The organism is Micromonospora sp. WMMA1947 (assembly GCF_027497355.1).
GTDB lineage: Bacteria > Actinomycetota > Actinomycetes > Mycobacteriales > Micromonosporaceae > Micromonospora.
On sequence record NZ_CP114909.1, the window covers coordinates 218787 to 237026 of the forward strand.

Below are 18240 nucleotides of genomic sequence, written 5' to 3' on the forward strand. Positions count from 1 at the left end.
CCAGGGCCGCGGTCGTTGAGTACGTCTCCGACGGCGTGATCCCGCCCGGCTGGTCGTTGACGATGGTTGCGACGACGCGTCAGGGCCCCGGGAATCATCCTGGCCGACGGGTCGTTGAACATGGTTCCGACGACGTGAACCCTCCGCACCGCACCCCCCGGTGGTGGCGTGAAGGCCCCGGGAATGATGCCGGGTGGCCGGTCGTTGGACATGCTTCCGGCGCCGCGTAGAGGCCCCCGCCCCGCGAGCAGCCGAGAGAATCCCCAAGACTTTGAGCGCCTGACGGTGCCCACGCATCCCCCCGGGTGCGTTGCCCCCCGAATGGAGCACTTCTGATGAACACGATTCTGCGTAAGAGCGTTCTGGGTATTGCTGGTCTGGCTTTCACCGGTGGCGTGTTCGCCGGCCCCGTCGCCGCCCACGCGGCCGACACCACCCACGCGGCGAAGCCGGTCACGGCGACGGTGCAGGGTGACAAGCTGATCCCGCACGGCGTGCAGGGCGCCCAGTCGCGCATCGACCTGAACGACGAGCAGACCGCCAACGTGAAGGCGATCATCGCCGCGACGAAGAAGGCCGGCATGGACGAGCGTGCCGCGGTGGTGTCGATCGCGACGGCGTTGCAGGAGTCGAAGCTGGAGAACCTGGGTCACCTGGGTGACCGTAACGACCACGACTCGCAGGGCCTGTTCCAGCAGCGCCCGTCCAGCGGTTGGGGCACGGTGGAGCAGATCACCGACCCCGAGTACTCCACCACCGCGTTCCTGAAGGGTCTGAAGCAGGTCGACGGCTGGAAGGACATGCCGCTGACCAAGGCCGCCCAGACCGTGCAGGTGTCGGCCTACCCGGACCACTACGCCCAGTGGGAGCAGCAGGCCGCCGACCTCGTCGCCGAGCACTGGAACAAGTAAGACGAACAACGAAGAACGCAGCGAAAGGCCGGCACCCCGAACCAACGGGGTGCCGGCCTTTTCGCGTACCCGATGGGTCAGGCCGGGGGCAGCACGAACGTCCACGTGGTGGTGGTCGTGCTGGCCGCGGCGCCGGTGGCGGTGAGTCCGCCGTAACTGCCGGTCGGCACGCTGCTCGCCGAGTCGGCGAGCAGGCCGGTCACCCGGCCGCCGCCGGTCTGCGAGGTGTTGCTGCGCACCGCCACGCCCGCCGGTGGGGTGAGGACGGTGGAGGTGCTGTCGCCGTGCAGCCAGTACGACACGGCCCAGCTCTGCGCGGCGGTCACCGGCGCGTACGGGGTGATCCGTGCGGCGGTGCTCGCCGGGTCGGTGGCCCTGGCGAACACGGGCGCGACCGGCGCCACTCCCCGGTACGCGGCCAGCACCAGGTTGCCCTTCGCCTGGCTGTCCAGTGTCACCCGGACCGCCGTGCCGGCGTCACCGGCGCTCGCGGTCTTCCACCAGGCCGTGGTGGTGGCGAAGCCGCCGTCGAGCCGGTCGAGCCGGGTCCAGCCGGTCACCCCGGTCGGCTCACCGGTGCCGGTGTGCGTGTTCTGGCTGAGCACGAGCAGCAGCGTGTCACCCGCCTGCACGCCCGACGGGACGGTGACGGTGTGGCTGGTCCAGTTGGCGTTCGCGGTGGCCTGGCCGACGAACGAGATCCGCTCCGGTACGGGCGCGACAGTCACGTCGACGGTCGCGGTGCCGGTGGCGCCCCGGTCGTCGGTGACGGTGAGCGTGACGGGGTAGGTGCCGGCGGCCGCGTACGTGTGGGACGTGGTCGGCACGGAGGCCGTGCCGGTGGTGTCCCCGTCGCCGAAGGTCCAGCTGTGGTTCTGGATCGCGCCGTCGGCGTCGGTGGATCCCGCGCCGGAGAACGTGCACACCAGCCCGGAGCAGGTCGGCGTCAGCGCGGCCACCGGCGCCTGGTTGGCCGGGCCGCCCGATCCCTTCAGGATCTTCACGTAGTCGATGTCGCCGGCGAAGTAGTCGCAGGTGACCTTCGTACCGTCGCACTGGCTCTTGCCGCCGACGGACAGCGGCCACGTGTTGGCGATGGTGCCGGTCGGCCCGTTGAGGCGGCTGGTCCGCACGCCGTCGACGTACATCTCCACGTACGCGGAGGTGCGGTTGCAGGTGATCGTGTGCCACTGGCCGTCGGAGATCGGCACGTCCGTGTAGCCGGTACGGGAGGCGCCGTCCGCGCCCCGGAACAGGCACTTCGGCTTACCGTTCGGCGCCTCGAACTTCCAGTAGCCGCCGGCGGTGTTGCCCTGTCCCTTCTGGAGGATGTTCCCGAAGGAGTACGTGGTCCGGTAGCGGATGGTCACCGAGAAGTCCCCGGCGTCCGGGTTGAAGTCGGTGCTGTGCGGCACCAGGTCGACGTGGCCCGGGACGTACTCCTGGTCGGTGGGCAGGTGCGTGGCGAAGCGGTGGCCGGTCGCCCCGGCGTAGAGCGCGCCGGTGACCACCTCGTCGCCGATCGCGCCGTGGCGGCCGTTGCCGCTGTAGTCGGTCAGGACGGTCGACGACGCCGGCTCGTCCATGCTGAAGAACGCCACCGTCCTGGTCGCGGTGGCCTGCGCGGGCGCGGCCGAGACCGTCACCCCGGCCGCCGCGACGACAGTCGCCACCCCTAATCGGGCGGCCGTCCGCCGCCACCGTCCCCGCTCGATCGTTGTCATGTGACCGCCTCCCTGCGCATCGGGCATCACAGTGACACGCCTGGTGGCAGCGGCAGAATAATCCGCACGGTGGACCTGGGAGACCGATGTAGCCGGTGCCGGCTGTCCGGTGGGAGACGACCGCCTGTCGACCGGCGGCGTGGTGACTCTCGGTGGGCGATACTGGGTTTGAACCAGTGACCTCTTCCGTGTCAAGGAAGCGCGCTCCCACTGCGCCAATCGCCCGGGCAATCGCGAGCGGACGACGGGATTCGAACCCGCGACCCTCACCTTGGCAAGGTGATGCGCTACCAGCTGCGCTACGTCCGCGTGCCGCCGGATTCGCGCCGGCGACGGGGTGAACTCTACCCGATCCCAAGATCGCCGTGCGGCAGACCCCCGCCGCGCCGGATGGCCGCGTGGTTGCGCTGCTCGCCGCCGGGGTACTGAGGCCGGTGACAGCACAACCATCCCCCCGAAGGAGGCTGTCGTGGGTATCGGTACGAGCATTTTCCTGATCGCGGTCGGCGCGATCCTCACGTTCGCGCTCAACGCCAGCGTCGGCGGGGTCGACCTCGACGTCGTCGGCTGGATCCTGATGGCGGCCGGCGTCCTCGGCCTCATCATGACCACGCTGGTCTGGGGCCGCCGTCGCCAGGTGGTCACCACCACCGCCGAGCAGCCGGTGGAGTACCGCCGGGTCGAGGAGCGCCGGGACGTCGCCCCGCCGATGTGACAGCACCGGGGCCGACGGAGCTGATCGGTCCCGAATCGGGCCGGCCGGATCACCCGATCCGACCGGCCCGCTCTGCTACGGCCGCTCGCCGGCGGTCACGGCGCCGTCGGTGGCCGCGGGGCCGGTGGCGGCGCGGTCGGTGGCGGCGCGGTCGGTGGCGGCGCGGTCGGTCGCGGCGCGGTCGGTGGCGGCGCGCAGCCCGTACCAGCCGATCGCGGCCACCAGCGCCACCTGCACCAGGTAGCTCACGACGACCACCGCACGACCGGCGTCCTGCGGCACCAGCACGAACGCCACCACGTAGACGAGGGCGGCGATCACCAGCGGGCGGGGCATGGTGCGCCCGATCAGGATCCCGACGAGCGCCAGGACCATGCCGAGGACGATCGCCAGCTGGCTGCCGAGGATGGCCGGGAGCAGCCCGTCCAACTGGTCGTTGAACGTGTCGAACAACGCGCGTCCTTCCGGCTCGGGCAGCACGGACGGGTCGGCGGCGTAGGCGAACGGCAGCACCTCCGCGGTGATCGCCAGCGCGAACACCACCGCGCCGAGGCCGGCCAGGAAGGCGCCCACCAGGTTCAGCACGCCCGCGCGGCCGCGGGCCAGCGCGACGATGAACACCGCCGCGGCGGTCCAGGAGACGGCGTACGCGGGCCCGCCCAGGTAGAGGTTCATCGGCCAGTACGCGGCCCCCAACTCGCTGACGTCGTCGTAGTGGATCGCGCCGTCGAACGGCGGCTCCCACAACATGAACAGGGTCCGCCCGGCCAGGGAGACGAGGAGCAGGACGAAGAGGGCGACGAGCGCGGCGCGGCGCAACTGCGGTACGGGCACGGTGGGAGCCTCCGTCGATTCAGGTGTCGCCCCACCGTGCCGGGAACCGGCCGCACGGGCATCGGCCTCAACACCTATCTTCGGGAAATCCCTGCTCAGCGCGGCTGTCGCGCGTGCTCCAGCCAGATCCGCGCCGCCCGTACCCGCCGGTTCGTGTCGCCGCCCGGCGTCAGGTCGAGCTTGACGAAGATGGCGCGCAGGTGGGCGTCGACGGTTCGCTCCGACACCACGAGCTGCGCCGCGATCCCCGCGTTGCTGGCGCCTTCGGCGAGCGCCGCGAGCACCTCGCGCTCGCGCGCCGTCAGGCCGCCGACCGATGCCGCGCCCGCCCCGGCCGACGCCGGGACGCGCACCGCCGCACCGGAGGCGTCCGGCGCGGTCTCCACTTCCACACCGGCCGGCTCAGCGACGTCCGCCGTACCCGCCGCGCTGCCCGCCTCCGTACCCTCCGCTCCGTTGCGCGTCGTCACCGGCGCTGCCGGGGCGGCGGTCAGCAGCGCCGCCAGCCGGCCGGTTCCGGCCCACGCGCCGCCACCGACGACGACGGTCGTCGCCGACACGACCAGGGCGACCGAGGTCGGGCCGAGGGACGAGCCCGGAGCGGCCACGAGCGTGCCGGCCCCGACGACGAGCAGGGCCGCCGCGGCCAGGCCGGTCGCGCGCACCACGATGCCGACCCGGCGGGCCTCGGTGGCACCCCGGGCGGCGGTGACCGCGCAGGCGGCGGCGAACACGGCGGCGCCGGACAGGGCCACCAGGAAGGCGACCGAACCCAGCGACGGCTCGACGTCACCGGGCGCGCGTGCGACGGCGAGGAGCAGGCAGAAGACGACAGTCAGCGGCGCCGCGGTGGTGGCCGCGGCGGCCACACCGAGCCGCGCCCGCACGGTGTGGTGCGAGCCGAGGGCGGCCCGCCAGAGCGTCACCGGCAGCAGGAGCAGCGCCGCCACGCCCAGCACTGTGACGGCGGCGCCGACCGGGGCGAGCGCGGTACGCCAGGACTCCCCCGCGATGGTCGGCAGCCCGTCGAACGGCTCGGTCGCCGTCGTCAGCAGCGCGTTGACGAGCGTGGCCGCGCCGAGCACGACGCCCACGTACCGGTGCGCCTTCGGGGTGGCCGCGCCGGTGCGGACGGCGGCCGAGGCGGTCAGTTGCAGAAGGGCGAGCGGCGGGATCCACGCCGAGTTCCACGCGGCGACCGCCGGCCCGGCCCATCGGTGGCCGGCCGCGACGGTGGCCACCGCCAGGACGGCGAGCCCGAGGTACGCCAGCAGCGACGCGGCGAGCCCGGTCGCCAGCCGCCCGGCGGCGCGGTGGCCCGACCGGGCGAGCCGGAGCGCGGCGACGGATACGGCCACGGCGGCGACGGCCAGGGCGAGAGCACCGATCGGATCGGTCGCGAAGCCGCCGTGACCGGCCGCGCCCAGGGCGGCGAGCGCGATGACGCACGTGCCCGCGGTGATCCCGGCGACGACTGGTAGGCCCAGCAACGCGGGCACCGGGCGGACGGAGGCGGTCACCGGCACATTCAACCCGCTGGCCCGCCCCGCGGTCGATGCCGCGCCGTCCGGTTCAGCTCCGCATCAGCTCGTTCAGCGCGTCGAAGTCGAGCCCACCGGCGAGCGCGCCGTACGTCCCGGCGCCGAGCACCTCGGCCGCCGCCCGCTGGGCCACCGCGTAGGCGGCCTCGGCCACCGCCGGGCCGATGCTGACCCGGGCCACGCCGAGCCCGGCCAGTTCGGCGATCGGCGGTGCGCCCGGCCCGGCCAGCACGTTCAGCGGCGCCGGGATCGCCGCCGCCAGCGCGGCCACCGTCTCCGGTTCCACGGTCCCGGGTACGAAGATCCCGTCCGCGCCTGCCGCCAGGTACGCCTCGGCGCGCGCGACCGTCTCGGGTACGCCACCGGCCCGGCGCAGATACGTGTCCACCCGCGCGTTGACGTACAGCGGGACGCCGGCGCGGTCGGCGGCGGCCCGGACGGCGGCGAGCCGGGCGACCTGCTCGTCGACAGGGCGCAGCGGTCCTCCGCCGTCGTGCCGGGAGTCCTCCACGTTGACGCCGACGGCCCCGGCCGCGAGCACGGCGGTGATCGTCTCGGCGACCTCGCCGGGGCTGTCGCCGTACCCGGATTCGATGTCGGCGGTGACCGGCACGCGGACCGCCTCGGTGACCCGGCGGATCACGTCGACGGCGGTGTCCCGGGCGAGCACGTCGCCGTCCGGGGCGCCGCGGCTCCACGCGACCCCGGCGCTGGTGGTGGCGACCGCCCGGGCGCCGGCCGCGGCGACGATCCGGGCGCTCAGCGCGTCCCAGGCGTTGACGAGGATCAGTGGGTCACCGGGTCGGTGCAGGTCACGGAACCGCTGTGCTCGGGTCTGCTGATCGTCCACCGGGCCAGTCTGGGTGGGCGGCCGGGCCGCGGCAATGGCCAGCGGGGCGGCACTGGACTGATCGACGACGACGAGAAAGGCCGTACCGAATGATCGGCACGGCCTTTTCCGCTGGTGGGCGATACTGGGTTTGAACCAGTGACCTCTTCCGTGTCAAGGAAGCGCGCTCCCACTGCGCCAATCGCCCTCGTCTACTGCGAGGTGGAGACGGGATTTGAACCCGTGTACACGGCTTTGCAGGCCGTTGCCTCGCCTCTCGGCCACTCCACCGAGGTTGCCCCCGAACTGCGTGGCGGCATCTCCGAGCGGACGACGGGATTCGAACCCGCGACCCTCACCTTGGCAAGGTGATGCGCTACCAGCTGCGCTACGTCCGCACGCCCCCGGTGTTATCCGGTGACGGATGAGAACTTTAGCCGAGCCCGGGAACGGTTGCCAAATCGGGTCCCCTTCCGGCGCGTCCGGATGTCGTCGGCGCCTCCTGGCCTCGGCTTCCTAGGAGCCTGGGTGGCTACCCTCGGAGGGCCGGCGGGCAGGGCCGCGACCTGCGGAATCCGCTCGGCGAGCCGAGTGTCCGGCATCCGACTGTGCTGCGGCCGACCGGCCGCCTCGGTAACTCCCTGTGGTCATACGGATGGGTTACCGTAACGCCGTGACGAGACGAGCCGCCGAGATCCGCCTGGACGCGCTGCTGCGTACGGCCTGCGAGGTGATCGCGGAAAGAGGGCTCGCCAACACCCGCACCGCCGACGTGGCCGAGGCCGCCGGGGTCAGCCAGGCGCTCGTCTTCTACCACTTCGCGACGAAGGACCGGCTGCTCGCGCAGGCCTTCGCGTACGCGGTCGAGCAGGATCTGGCCCGCCTCGACGCGGTGCTGCGCTCCTCCGCCCCGCCGCTGGCGAAGCTGCGCCGGATGCTGCGCCTCTACGCGCCGACCGGCCGGGCGACCTCCTGGTCGATGTGGATCGACGGCTGGGCGGAGTCGCTGCGTACCCCGGAGCTGGAGAAGCTCTCCCGCCGCCTCGACCTGCGCTGGCGGCAGGACCTGGCCGCGGTGATCAGCGACGGGGTCGCCGAGGGCACGTTCGACTGCCCCGACCCGGCCGGCGCGGCCTGGCGGATCAGCGCGGTGATGGACGGGCTGGCGGTCCAGCTCTCGGTGCACGAGCGGGTGATCACCCGCCGGCAGATCGCCGAGTGGATCCGCCTGGTGGCCGCGCGCGAACTGGGCCTGGAGCCCAGCCAGCTCGACTGACTGTGAGCATGGCGGGGTCGGTTCAGTAGTGATGAGCTGATGGCTGGCAGTGGCAGGCGTGACCCTTCGTCTGACTGGCTTTGTGCCCTTGGCGGGACTTGTCCGTCTGCTGCTGCCAGCGCCGGCCCGGCGGGAGACGTTTGGCCTGATCAGGAGCTTGACCGCCAGTTAGCGGCTGGCGTGTCTCATCACAGTCCTGCCATCTCCGCGCCGGACCGGACCTCGCGTCCCCCACGGTGAGGAGAGAACGCATGTCCATGCTGGCAGATCTGGTCGAGGTCGTCATCGGCGTCGACACGCACAAAGACACCCACACCGCCGCGGTCCTCGATGCCCGCACCGGTGCCGTGCTGGCACGGGTCAGGGTGAACACCGACCCGGACGGCTACGCCGAGCTGGTAGCCCTGGCCGATGAGCAGTCAGGGTTGCGGGCCTGGGCGCTGGAGGGCACCGGCGGCTACGGCGCCGGCCTTCACCGTTATCTGGCCGATGCCGGTGAGCTGGTTGTCGAGCTGGACCGCCCCAAGCGGCCGACTCGCCGGGCCGGGGCGAAGTCCGACCCGATCGACGCCGAACGCGCCGCCCGTGATGCCCTGGCCCGCACCCGGCTGACGCAGCCCAAGACCGGGCCTCAGCGGGCAGCGCTGCAGATGCGGCTGACCGCCCGCCGGGCGGCCGTCGAGGCTGCCACCGCCGCCCAGCGGCAGCTGCACGCGATGGTCATCACCGCTCCCGAAGCGGTGCGAACCCGCTTTCGCGGGCAGCGCACCCGAACGATGATCACCACGGCTGGCCGGCTGCGACCGACCACGGCCGGTGGCGACATCGAGGCCGCCACCGCGCTGGCAGTGTTACGTGATCTCGCCCGACGCATTCGGACCTTGGAAACGGAGGCAGCCAGCCACGAGACAGCCATCCGCATGATCGTGCGCTCCTGGCGCCCCGACCTGCTCGACCTCACTGGCGTCGGACCCATCGTCGCCGCCACCGTCCTGACCGCCTGGTCCCACCCCGGACGCTGCCGCAACGACGCCGCGTTCGCCATGCTCGCCGGCGCCGCCCCGATCCCTGCTTCATCCGGCAAAACCATCCGCTACCGGCTCAACCGCTCAGGCGACCGGCAACTCAACCGCGCCCTGCACACCGTCGCCCTGTCCCGACTGCGCTACGACGAACCCACCCGCGCCTACGCCGACCGCCGCCGCGCCCAAGGCAAAACCGACCGAGAGATCAAACGCTGCCTCAAGCGATACATCGCAAGAGACCTCTACCGACGCCTCGAAAGCCCACCCCAGCCACTTGACGCGCCATAGGAGCGTCCACCCCACCCGCGGCGCGTCAGTGCCAGCGAGGACGGGGGCGTTCGAAAGGTGGCGGGAGCGGCTCCGGTTCGGCGTTCGCGGCGGCCGGGCGCAGCAGGCGGCGCATCCGCAGCAGCAGCCCGGCGCCGAGGAACAGCAGGAGGCCGCCGAGCAGGAACGCAGCCTGCACGATGCCGAATCCGCCGCTGTCCGCCACCGGCCGCCCGGCCACGCCACCCGGCGGCGGAGGCTCCACCACTGCCGCGTCGGTCGGTTCGTCGGTCACCGGGTCGTCACTGGGCTCCTCGGTGGGCGGCTCGTCGCTCGGCGTCTCGGTGGGCTCCGCGCTGCTCGGCGAGGGCGTCGGCTCACGCGCCTCCTCACCTACCACCTCACGGGAGGCGGTCCGCCGGGCCAGCAGCCGCAACTGCGGGTCGTACGCCTCGGCGGCGAAGCTCACCCGCCCGCGCCCGACGTCCTCGGCGAACGCCACCCGGTAGCGGGCGGTCACGGTACGGCCGGGACAGAGCACACCCGGGTCGAGCTGCCGGTCGGTGAGCCGGGCGGTGTCTCCCTCGGTGCGGATCTCCAACGGGAACGAGCCGCTGTCCTCCACCCGGTCCACCTTGAGCTGGTCCAGCCGCAGGCCCTGCACCCGCACCAGCATCGACCAGCGCACCTTGACACAGCCGCCCCCGTCGGAGCGGGACACCACGGCGGACAACGTCTCCACCCGGTTCCCCGCGGTGAACTCGTCCGGCAGACCGCTCAGCTCGGTGGAGAAGGCCGCCGCCGCTCGCGCCGGCACGGCCCCGCCGTACCCGGTCCCGGCCACGAAGGTCAGCACCAGTCCGATCCGCAGCGCCTGCCGCCACCCGCTCACCACGCCTCCTCACCCTCGGTCGTGTCCACAGGCAACGCTAGGAGCGCGCCGGGCACGCCGGTAGACGGGCGTGTTCGCATCCAACGCCACAACACGAGGCCTGTTTCACCGAGCGTGGTGAACCGGTCACGACCCCGCCGCGACACGCCCGGGATGCCGGTCCGGAACCGGGGTGGGACACAATTCTCCGGTGTCCGAGCTGTCCGCCGCGTTCGTCCGGCTGCACGCCCGTCTCGCCCCGGTGGCGTTCGTCCCCGAGGTGCTGCTGCACCAGGCCGACGAGCCGATCGGCCTGTGGGAGCTGACCGAGGGTGAGTTCCGCAGCGCCCAGCCGCCGCCGTTCTGGGCGTTCGCCTGGGCCGGCGGGCAGGGACTGGCCCGTTACGTCACCGACCATCCCGAGGTGGTCGCCGGCCGCCGGGTGCTCGACCTGGCCTCCGGCTCCGGCCTGGTCGCCGTCGCCGCCGCCCGTGCCGGCGCCGCCGCCGTCCGGGCGGTCGAGGTGGACGAGCGGGCCGTCGCGGCCGTCGCGCTCAACGCCGAGGCCAACGGGGTACGCGTCGACGCCGAACTCGGCGACATCCTCGACTCCGACGCGGGCGACGCCGAGGTGGTGCTGGCCGGGGACGTCTTCTACAGCGAGGCGATGGCCCGCCGGATGCTGCGTTTCCTGCTCCGGGCCGCCCGCGCCGGCGCCCGCGTCCTGGTGGGCGACCCGGGCCGGGCGTTCCTGCCCCGCGAACGGTTCCACGAGCTGGCCGCGTACGAGGTGCCGGTGTCCGAGGCGCTGGAGAGCGTACGGGTGAAGCACACCACCGTGTGGGAGCTGGACCCGAACCCGCCGGGTGCCCGCCGCTAGCGTTACCGCGTGCTGTTCCGGGGCTGGGGGGAGTCCGTCGACGGGCAGTGGCCCGACACGGCCACCGTCGTCGACCACGTCGGCGTGCCGCACCTGGTGGTGACCCGGCACGCGCTCGTACGCCAGGTGCTCACCGACCCGGTGACGTTCCGGCCGGACAACGCGCTCGACGCGGTCACGCCGATCCCGGTGGCCGCGCTGCGGGTCCTCGCCGGGCACCGGTTCCGGCTGCCGCCGACGCTGGCGAACAACGGCGGGGCGAGCCACCCGGAGATCCGGGGCATCGTCGCCGACGCGCTGCATCCGCATCGGGTGGCCGCGCAGCGCCGGTGGTTGACCGGGCTGGTCCGGGAGCGGGTGGCCGCACTGGCGGCGGAGCTGGACGCGGGCCGCCCGGTCGACCTGTACGCGGGTCTCGCCGCCGACCTGCCGCTGCTGGTGCTGGCCCGGCTGGTCGAGCTGCCGGACGCCCCGGTCGGCGCGGTGAAGGACTTCGCCCGGGCCGCGCTGGAGCTGTTCTGGGCGCCGCTGGAGGAGTCCCGGCAGCTCGCACTGGCCGCCGAGGTGGGCCGGTTCCACACCGTGCTGCGCGAGTTCGCCGCCACCGGGGGCGGGCTCGCCGCGCGGCTGCGCGACGCCGGGCACTCCCCCGACGTGGTGGTCGGGGCGCTGTTCTTCCTGCTGGTCGCCGGTCAGGAGACCACCTCGCAGTTCCTCACCCTGCTGCTGCACCGGCTGTCCGGCGAACCGGCGGTACGGGCCGGGCTGCGCGCGGGCACCGTCGCCGTGGACGACGTGGTCGAGGAGGGGCTGCGGCTGGAGCCGCCGATCGTCACGTGGCGGCGGGTGGCAGCCGTCGACACCACGCTCGGCGAGGTGGCCGTATCGGCGGGCACCAGCGTGGTGGCGTGGCTGGCCCGCGCCGGGCGCGATCCGGCGGTGGTGGACGCGCCGGGCGAGTTCCGCCCGGGGCAGCCCGGCTCGCGGCGGCACCTGGCGTTCGGCGCCGGGCCGCACCGCTGCGTCGGCGCGCAGCTGGCCCGGATGGAGGCCGCGGTGGTGGTCGCTGAGGCCACCGCTCTGCTCGACGGCGTGACGGTGGTGCGTCCACCGTGGTGCCCGGACAACCTCACCTTCCGGATGCCCGACGCGTTCGTGGTCCGCCGCGCCTGAGCCCTGCGGGTGTTAGGAAGGGACCCTTTACCTACCGGAGGCGTTAATAGGGGGCCCTTCCTTACGAAAGTCAGGGTGGGTGGCTGCCGTTCGACGGCGGCGGGGCACCCCCGCCGGCCCATAGCGTCGCCGCATGATCACACTTCGTGCGTTGACGAAACGGTTCGGCGACGTGACAGCCGTCGACGACCTGACCGTCGAGATCCGCCCCGGGCAGGTCACCGGGTTCCTTGGCCCGAACGGCGCGGGCAAGTCCACCACCATGCGGATGGTGCTCGGCCTGGACCGGCCCACCGCCGGGCAGGCCCTGGTGAACGGCCGGGACTACCGCACGCTGCGGCACCCGCTGCACGAGGTGGGCGCGCTGCTCGACGCGACAGGCGTGCACCCGGCCCGCTCCGGCGTGGCGCACCTGCGGGCGATGGCGCGCAGCAACGGCGTACCGGCCCGGCGGGTGACCGAGGTGCTCGACCTGGTGGGCCTGGACGCCCGCGCCGCCGGCAAGCCCGGCCGGGCGCTGTCGCTGGGCATGGGTCAGCGGCTCGGCATCGCCGGCGCGCTGCTCGGCGACCCGCCGGTGCTGCTGCTCGACGAGCCGGTGAACGGGCTCGACCCGGACGGCGTGCGGTGGATCCGGGGCTTCACCCGCCGCCTCGCAGACGAGGGACGCACCGTCCTCGTCTCGAGCCACCTGATGAGCGAGATGCAGCAGACCGCCGACCGGGTCGTGGTGCTGGGGCGCGGCCGGCTGGTCGCGGACGCGCCGCTGGCCGAGCTGATCGCCGCCCGGCCCGCCGCGTCGGTCCGCGTACGCGGCCCCGAACCGGCCGCGCTCGCCGCCCTCGGCGACCGGCTGGCCGACGAGGGCGCGACTGTCACCGCCGACGAGGGCGGGATGTCCGTCGCCGGCAGCACCGCCGGCCGGGTCGGCGACCTGGCGCACGAGATGGGGGTACGGCTGCACGAGCTGACCCCCGTCGCCCCCTCCCTGGAGGAGGCGTTCCTGGAGCTGACCGCCGACAGCGTGGAGTACGCCGCCGGCCCGACCGGAGGTGGCACCCGATGACCGCACCGTCCACGCTCGACCCGGCACGCCGGACCGCCCGGCCCGCTCCGGCCGGAAACCCGCTCGCCGGGGCGGTGGCCGCCGAGTGGACGAAGCTCTGGTCGGTGCGCTCCACCTGGTGGACGCTGCTCGCGGCGGTGCTGACCATGGCGGCCACCAGCGCCCAGCTCGCCATCTACGCCCAGAACGCCAACACCGACGACGACCCGGCCAACAACCCGGGCGTGGTGAGCGTCGGCGAGATCGTGGCCGGGTCGCTGGAGCTGACCCAGTACGTGGTGCTGGCGCTCGGCCTGTTCGCGATCACCAGCGAGTTCACCACCGGCACGATCCGCACCACGCTGCGGTGCACCCCGTCGCGGGGGCGGGTGCTGGCGGCCAAGGCGGTGGTGGTGGGCGCTGTGACGTTCGGCCTCGGGCTGCTGCTCGGCACTGTCGGCGCGGTGACGGCCCGGCCGGTGCTGGGCGAGTGGGGCCGCGCCCCGCTGGGCGGGACGGTGGCCGACGTGGTGGCCGCCGCGGCGTACCTGGCGCTGATCGGTGTGCTGGCGCTCGGCCTGGCGGCGGCGCTGCGCGGCGCGGTGCTGGCCCTGACCGTGCTGTTCGCGTTGCTGATGATCGTTCCGCTGTCGTTGCAGGAGCCGGACATCACCGTGCTCACCCGGATCGCCGACGGGTTTCCCGGCGTCGCGGGCAACCACTTCCTGGCCGGGGACACCACGCCGTACCCGGCGGCCGTGGGTCTGCTGGTGCTCGCCGCCTGGGCCGCCGCCGCGCTGGCGCTGGGCCGGTGGGCGCTGGCCCGGCGCGACGCGTGAGCGGGGCGGGGCTGGTCAGCCGGTGGGCGGGACCAGCCCCGCCTCGTACGCGAGGATCGCCGCCTGCACCCGGTTGCGCACGTCCAGCCGGGTGAAGATGCTCGTCAGGTAGCTCTTCACGGTGCCCTCGACCAGGTGCAGCCGGCGGGCGATCTCGGCGTTCGACAGTCCCGCGCCGACCAGCGCCAGCACGTCGCGTTCCCGATCGGTCAGCCCGGCCAGCCGGTCCCTCGCGTACGGGCCACGGGCGAGCCGGCCGCCGCTCAGCTCGATCACCCGGCGCGCGACCCGGGGCGACAGGTACGCGCCGCCGTCGGCCACCGCACGCACCCCCGCCAGCAGTTCGCGCGGATCACCGGACTTGAGCAGGAACCCGGCGGCGCCGTGGCCGAGCGCGCGGGCGATCAGGTCGTCGTCGCCGAACGTGGTGAGCATGACCGCCGCCGTCTCCGGCACCAGCCGGCGGATCTGCGCGGCGGCGCTGAGCCCGTCGCAGCGGGGCATCCGGATGTCCAGCAGCGCCACCCGGGGCCGGTGCGCGCGGACCATCTCGACCGCGGCCAGGCCGTCGCCCGCCTCACCGACCACCTCGATGCCGGGGTCGGCGGCCAGGATCGCCCGGACCCCGGCCCGGACCAGTGCCTCGTCGTCGGCGAGCACCACTCGCAGTGGGCGGTCGTGGTCGTCGCTCATTGTTCGATCCGCTCCTTGCTGACCAGCCGCCCGTCGGCGAAGCAGAGCCGCCAGGTCGCCTGGGCGAACGGGAAGTTGCCGTCGGTGTAGAACTCGCAGCCCGGCGCGGCGCCGGTCGCGGGCGGGTCGGCCTGGCGGCGGGGCAGACCGAGCGCGTCGCGCGGCTCACCGAGGCGCAGCCGTTCGTAGCCGGACCGGTCCAGCACCGCGCCCGCAGTGGCGAGCGGGTAGTAGACGAGCGCCAGCACCAGGGCCAGCCCGGCGGGCGCGCCGATCGCCACGAGCAGGCTGCGTCGCGCCCGCCGCCGGGCCTCCCGCAGCCGCCGGGCCGCGTTTCCGTGTCCGTCCCGGCCGGGTACGCCGACGCGTCCGGCGTCGAACGGGTCGATCTCCGCGAGGTCGTCGTCGCCGGATCGCGGGGCGGTCGCCCCGGAACCGTCAGCCGGGCCGGTGACCGGCGGACCGGCGTCGGCGAGGGCCGGCGTCCCGGAGGCCCGGATCGGGCCGGCGACCGGTGAACCGGCGTCCGCGCGGCCGGACGGCGGCGTGCCGGGACGGGCCGCATCAGCGAGCGGGAGGTGTGCGGTGACCGCCCAGCCGCCGTCGCACGGGCCGGCCTCCAGCACGCCGCCGGCGAGGCGTACCCGCTCGCGCAGCGCCAGCAACCCGGAGCCGTGCGACGGCGGCCCGGGCAGCGGACCGGCCGGCGGCGGCGCGTTCACCACCGCGACAGTCACCACGCCGGCATCGCGTGCCACAGCGACGGTGACCGGGGCACCCGGGGCGTAGCGGGCGGCGTTGGTGAGGGCCTCCCGGACCACCCGGTGCACCGCGTGCGCGGGCAGCGGCGGCAGGTCCGCCTCGTCGGCGCGCAGCTCGACCGCCATTCCGGCGTCGCGCGCGCCGTCGACCACGTCGGCGACCGTCTCCCCCGGCGGCCGCAACGTGCGTTCCTCGCGCAGCACGCCGATCACGTCGTGCAGGCGTTCGGTGGCGGCGGCGACGCTCGCCCGCAGCTCACCGGCCGCCGCCCGGTGCGCCGGGGACAGGTCCGGCGCCAGTTCCAGCGCGCCCGCCCGCAGCGCGATGAGGCTCAGATCGTGGCCGAGCGAGTCGTGCATGTCCTGCGCGATACGGGCCCGCTCGCGCAGGCGTACCCGCTCGGCCTCGGCCCGGCGCTGCGCCTGCGCGTGCCTCAGTCCGGCGTCGGCGAGCGCGCGGTGCTGCCGCCGCAGCCGGCCCAGCAGCCAGGGGAACACCCCGGCGAACAGCAGCACCGAGGCGAGCAGGAACCAGGTGGACGGCTCGGTGCCGAGCAGCCCCAGGTTGAGCACCGAGCCGGTGACCGCGATGGCGGCGAAGACGGCAGCGGCCGGTGCGGCCCGGTCGCTGCGCCGCCCGGCGAGGTAGCCGAAGACCGGGATGGCGAACACGACGTTGCCGTCGACGAGCGAGCCCGCCACCACCGCGAGCACCGCGACCAGCGGCCACCGGCGCCCGATCCACACCGCCGTGCCGAGCAGCGCCAGCGCGGCGGCCAGCGGCGGCAGCTCGCCGATCTGCGGCGGGGTGAGCCGGCCGTACGCCACCGGCGCCGCCAGCACGGCCCAGAGCAGCAGGTCACCGGCCCGGCGCTGTCGTTCGCGGGGTTCCACGGCGGTCACGCTACCCACGCCCGGCCGGGGCGGACACCGACGAAAGTCAGGTCTCCTCGGCCCAGGCCCGCCAGTCGTCGAGCACGCCGTACAGGGCGGGAGTGAGCCAGCCGGGAGCGGACCGGCGGAACACGCCCGGGTCCATCCCGCCCGCACCGGCCGGCACCGCGCCGAGCAGGTTCGGCAGCAGCTCGGACAGGTTGAGCCAGTGCACCAGTTCCGGTTCGGTCGGCCAGGCGCCGATCACCACACCGGCCGGGACGGCCCGCCGTTCCAGCGCCTCCAGCGTCAGCGCGGTGTGGTTGAGCGTGCCGAGCCCGGCCCGCGCCACCACCACCGCGGGCGCACCGAGCGACACCGCCAGGTCGGCCACCGTCCACGGCTCGCCGGACGGGCGCAACCCCATCGGTACGAGCAGCCCGCCCGCGCCCTCGACGAGCACCAGGTCGTGCTTGTCCGCCTCCTCGCGGATCTCGTCGACCGCGTTGTACAGCTCCAGCGGCGGCAGCTCCGCCACCCGGGCCGCGGCCAGCGGGGCCAGCGGATCGGGGAAGCTGGCCAACGTCCGGCCGGTCAGCGGGGCGGCCAGCCGGGTCACCGAGTCGACGTCGCCGGGCTCGCCTGTCGCCGTACCCGTCTGGCCGGGCTTGACCACGGCGACCCGCAGGCCGGCCGCCTGCGCGGCGGCGGCGACGGCGGCGGTCACCACGGTCTTGCCGACCTCGGTGTCGGTGCCGGTCACCAGCACCGGCCCGGTCCAGGCGTCGCCGAGGCTCATGGCGCACACTCCACGATCACGTCCAGGGCCCGGTCGAAGTCGGCCCGGCCCACCCCGGCGCTGACGGTGAGCCGCAGCCGGGACCGGCTGTCCGGCGTGGACGGCGGACGGAAGCAGCCGACCGCCACGCCCCGGTCCCGGCAGGCGGCGGCCCAGGCGGTCGCCTCCTGCGGGCCGGGCGCGGTCACCGAGATCACGGCGCCGTCCGGGGCGGACACGGACAGCCCGGCCGCGCCGAGCCGGCGCACCGCCGCCGCGACCCGGTCGGCCAGCTCGGCGCGCAGCGCGTCACCGGCGCGGGCCAGGCGCACCGCGGCGCGGACCCCGGCCACCACGGCGGGCGGCGGCGCGGTGTCGAAGATGAACGTGCGGCCGGTCTCCACCAGGTGGCGGACGAACTCGGCCGGCCCGGCGACCACGCCACCGGCCCCGCCGAGCGCCTTGGACAGCGTCGCGGTGACCACCACGTCGGGCGCGCCGGCCAGCCCGGCGGCGGCGACCCCGCCGGCCCCGGCCGGGCCGGTGACGCCGAGCGCGTGCGCGTCGTCGACGAGCAGCAGCGCGCCATGGCGGCGGGCCACCGCGTGCAGCTCCGCGAGCGGGGCCAGGTCACCGTCGACGGAGAAGACCGACTCGGTCACCACCACCGCCGGGCGGCCCGGCGCGGCGGCCAGCGCCGCGGCCACCGCGGCGACGTCCGCGTGCGGCGTCACGAGCGTCTCGGCGCCGGAGATCCGGCAGCCGTCGATCAGCGAGGCGTGGTTGTGGGCGTCGGAGACGAGCAGCGTACGCGGCTGCGTCAGTCCCCGGACGGCGGCGAGGTTGGCCAGGTAGCCGGAGGAGAAGACGAGCGCCCGGTCGACGCCGAGCCAGTCGGCCAGGTCGTCCTCGAGCGCGTGGTGGGCGTCGGTGGACCCGCGCACCAGGCGCGACCCGGTGGCACCCAGCCCGTACGCGGACAGGGCCTGCGCCGCGGCGGCGGTGACCTCGGGGTGGGTGGCCAGGCCGAGGTAGTCGTTGCCGGCCAGATCGACCACGGCGTCGTCGGCGGCCCGGGGGCGCAGCGTGCGGGTCAGCCCCGCCCGGGCCCGCAGCTCGGCGCGGCGGTCCAGGGCCGCCAGCCAGTCCGCCACCGTGCCGTCCCCTCCCGCCGACTTCCCGCCCCCCGCCGGGCGCTTCCGCGG

At 74.5% G+C, this 18240-nt stretch carries 17 protein-coding genes and 5 tRNA genes; 8 read left to right on the forward strand and 14 right to left on the reverse strand.

Features of this window, described 5'->3' with window-relative positions; translation table 11 throughout:
• Nucleotides 1-335: 335 nt before the first annotated feature.
• The gene (locus O7604_RS01065) at nucleotides 336-911 is read left to right on the forward strand and encodes a hypothetical protein (protein WP_281578599.1); all 576 of its coding nucleotides are present in this window, start codon (nucleotides 336-338) and stop codon (nucleotides 909-911) included.
• 77 nt (nucleotides 912-988) lie between these two features.
• On the opposite strand, the gene O7604_RS01070 is transcribed toward O7604_RS01065, so the two are convergent.
• From O7604_RS01070 to O7604_RS01080, 3 genes are all read right to left on the reverse strand, one after another.
• Nucleotides 989-2635, reverse strand: a complete 1647-nt coding sequence (locus O7604_RS01070; RefSeq protein ID WP_281578600.1) for a PKD domain-containing protein — start codon at nucleotides 2633-2635, stop codon at nucleotides 989-991.
• Between the two features lie 153 nt (nucleotides 2636-2788).
• Nucleotides 2789-2860 (reverse strand) — tRNA-Val (locus tag O7604_RS01075).
• Nucleotides 2861-2871: 11 nt separating this feature from the next.
• Nucleotides 2872-2944, reverse strand: a tRNA-Gly gene (locus tag O7604_RS01080).
• A gap of 160 nt (nucleotides 2945-3104) precedes the next feature.
• Here O7604_RS01080 and O7604_RS01085 point away from each other — a divergent pair.
• Nucleotides 3105-3350: a DUF6458 family protein gene (locus O7604_RS01085; protein ID WP_013284878.1), complete on the forward strand. Its 246-nt coding sequence runs from the start codon at nucleotides 3105-3107 to the stop codon at nucleotides 3348-3350.
• 75 nt (nucleotides 3351-3425) lie between these two features.
• Here O7604_RS01085 and O7604_RS01090 read toward each other — a convergent pair whose 3' ends face one another.
• From O7604_RS01090 to O7604_RS01115, 6 genes are all read right to left on the reverse strand, one after another.
• Nucleotides 3426-4184 carry a hypothetical protein gene (locus O7604_RS01090; RefSeq protein ID WP_281578601.1) on the reverse strand — a complete coding sequence of 253 codons (759 nt, stop codon included), beginning with the start codon at nucleotides 4182-4184 and terminating at the stop codon, nucleotides 3426-3428.
• Between the two features lie 95 nt (nucleotides 4185-4279).
• Complete coding sequence (locus O7604_RS01095) at nucleotides 4280-5704, reverse strand: helix-turn-helix transcriptional regulator (protein WP_281578602.1); 1425 nt, start codon at nucleotides 5702-5704, stop codon at nucleotides 4280-4282.
• Nucleotides 5705-5756: 52 nt separating this feature from the next.
• Nucleotides 5757-6575 carry an isocitrate lyase/phosphoenolpyruvate mutase family protein gene (locus tag O7604_RS01100; protein ID WP_281578603.1) on the reverse strand — a complete coding sequence of 273 codons (819 nt, stop codon included), beginning with the start codon at nucleotides 6573-6575 and terminating at the stop codon, nucleotides 5757-5759.
• A gap of 112 nt (nucleotides 6576-6687) precedes the next feature.
• Nucleotides 6688-6762: transfer RNA gene (locus O7604_RS01105), tRNA-Val, on the reverse strand.
• 12 nt (nucleotides 6763-6774) lie between these two features.
• Nucleotides 6775-6845 (reverse strand) — tRNA-Cys (locus O7604_RS01110).
• A gap of 34 nt (nucleotides 6846-6879) precedes the next feature.
• Nucleotides 6880-6952: transfer RNA gene (locus tag O7604_RS01115), tRNA-Gly, on the reverse strand.
• 275 nt (nucleotides 6953-7227) lie between these two features.
• Between O7604_RS01115 and O7604_RS01120 the strand changes: the two genes are divergently transcribed.
• Nucleotides 7228-7830 carry a TetR/AcrR family transcriptional regulator gene (locus O7604_RS01120; RefSeq protein WP_269701101.1) on the forward strand — a complete coding sequence of 201 codons (603 nt, stop codon included), beginning with the start codon at nucleotides 7228-7230 and terminating at the stop codon, nucleotides 7828-7830.
• Between the two features lie 251 nt (nucleotides 7831-8081).
• Nucleotides 8082-9143 (forward strand): IS110 family transposase, encoded by a 1062-nt coding sequence (locus O7604_RS01125; RefSeq protein WP_120572001.1) that lies wholly within the window; start codon nucleotides 8082-8084, stop codon nucleotides 9141-9143.
• Between the two features lie 25 nt (nucleotides 9144-9168).
• Here the strand turns inward: O7604_RS01125 and O7604_RS01130 are convergent, their stop codons facing one another.
• Nucleotides 9169-10014, reverse strand: coding sequence for a hypothetical protein (locus O7604_RS01130; RefSeq protein WP_281578604.1), 846 nt, complete (start codon nucleotides 10012-10014; stop codon nucleotides 9169-9171).
• A 190-nt stretch (nucleotides 10015-10204) separates the two neighbouring features.
• Here O7604_RS01130 and O7604_RS01135 point away from each other — a divergent pair, with 190 nt between their 5' ends.
• From O7604_RS01135 to O7604_RS01150, 4 genes are all read left to right on the forward strand, one after another.
• Nucleotides 10205-10873 carry a 50S ribosomal protein L11 methyltransferase gene (locus O7604_RS01135; RefSeq protein WP_269701103.1) on the forward strand — a complete coding sequence of 223 codons (669 nt, stop codon included), beginning with the start codon at nucleotides 10205-10207 and terminating at the stop codon, nucleotides 10871-10873.
• Between the two features lie 9 nt (nucleotides 10874-10882).
• Entirely contained in the window at nucleotides 10883-12046 is a 1164-nt protein-coding gene (locus O7604_RS01140) for a cytochrome P450 (RefSeq protein WP_281578605.1), read from the forward strand.
• A 133-nt stretch (nucleotides 12047-12179) separates the two neighbouring features.
• Nucleotides 12180-13112: an ATP-binding cassette domain-containing protein gene (locus O7604_RS01145; RefSeq protein WP_281578606.1), complete on the forward strand. Its 933-nt coding sequence runs from the start codon at nucleotides 12180-12182 to the stop codon at nucleotides 13110-13112.
• Nucleotides 13109-13930 (forward strand): ABC transporter permease, encoded by an 822-nt coding sequence (locus O7604_RS01150; RefSeq protein ID WP_281578607.1) that lies wholly within the window; start codon nucleotides 13109-13111, stop codon nucleotides 13928-13930. The genes O7604_RS01145 and O7604_RS01150 overlap by 4 nt, the downstream gene beginning before the upstream one ends.
• Before the next feature lie 15 nt (nucleotides 13931-13945).
• Here O7604_RS01150 and O7604_RS01155 read toward each other — a convergent pair whose 3' ends face one another.
• Genes O7604_RS01155 through O7604_RS01170 form a run of 4 tightly spaced genes read right to left on the reverse strand, consistent with a single transcriptional unit; the run spans nucleotide 13946 to nucleotide 18189 of the window.
• The gene (locus tag O7604_RS01155; RefSeq protein WP_281578608.1) at nucleotides 13946-14623 is read right to left on the reverse strand and encodes a response regulator transcription factor; all 678 of its coding nucleotides are present in this window, start codon (nucleotides 14621-14623) and stop codon (nucleotides 13946-13948) included.
• Complete coding sequence (locus O7604_RS01160; protein WP_281578609.1) at nucleotides 14620-16278, reverse strand: histidine kinase; 1659 nt, start codon at nucleotides 16276-16278, stop codon at nucleotides 14620-14622. Before O7604_RS01160 ends, O7604_RS01155 begins: the two co-directional genes overlap by 4 nt.
• 46 nt (nucleotides 16279-16324) lie before the next feature.
• The gene (gene bioD / locus O7604_RS01165; RefSeq protein ID WP_281578610.1) at nucleotides 16325-17056 is read right to left on the reverse strand and encodes a dethiobiotin synthase; all 732 of its coding nucleotides are present in this window, start codon (nucleotides 17054-17056) and stop codon (nucleotides 16325-16327) included.
• Complete coding sequence (locus tag O7604_RS01170) at nucleotides 17053-18189, reverse strand: 8-amino-7-oxononanoate synthase (RefSeq protein WP_281578611.1); 1137 nt, start codon at nucleotides 18187-18189, stop codon at nucleotides 17053-17055. Before O7604_RS01170 ends, bioD begins: the two co-directional genes overlap by 4 nt.
• Nucleotides 18190-18240 lie beyond the last annotated feature (51 nt).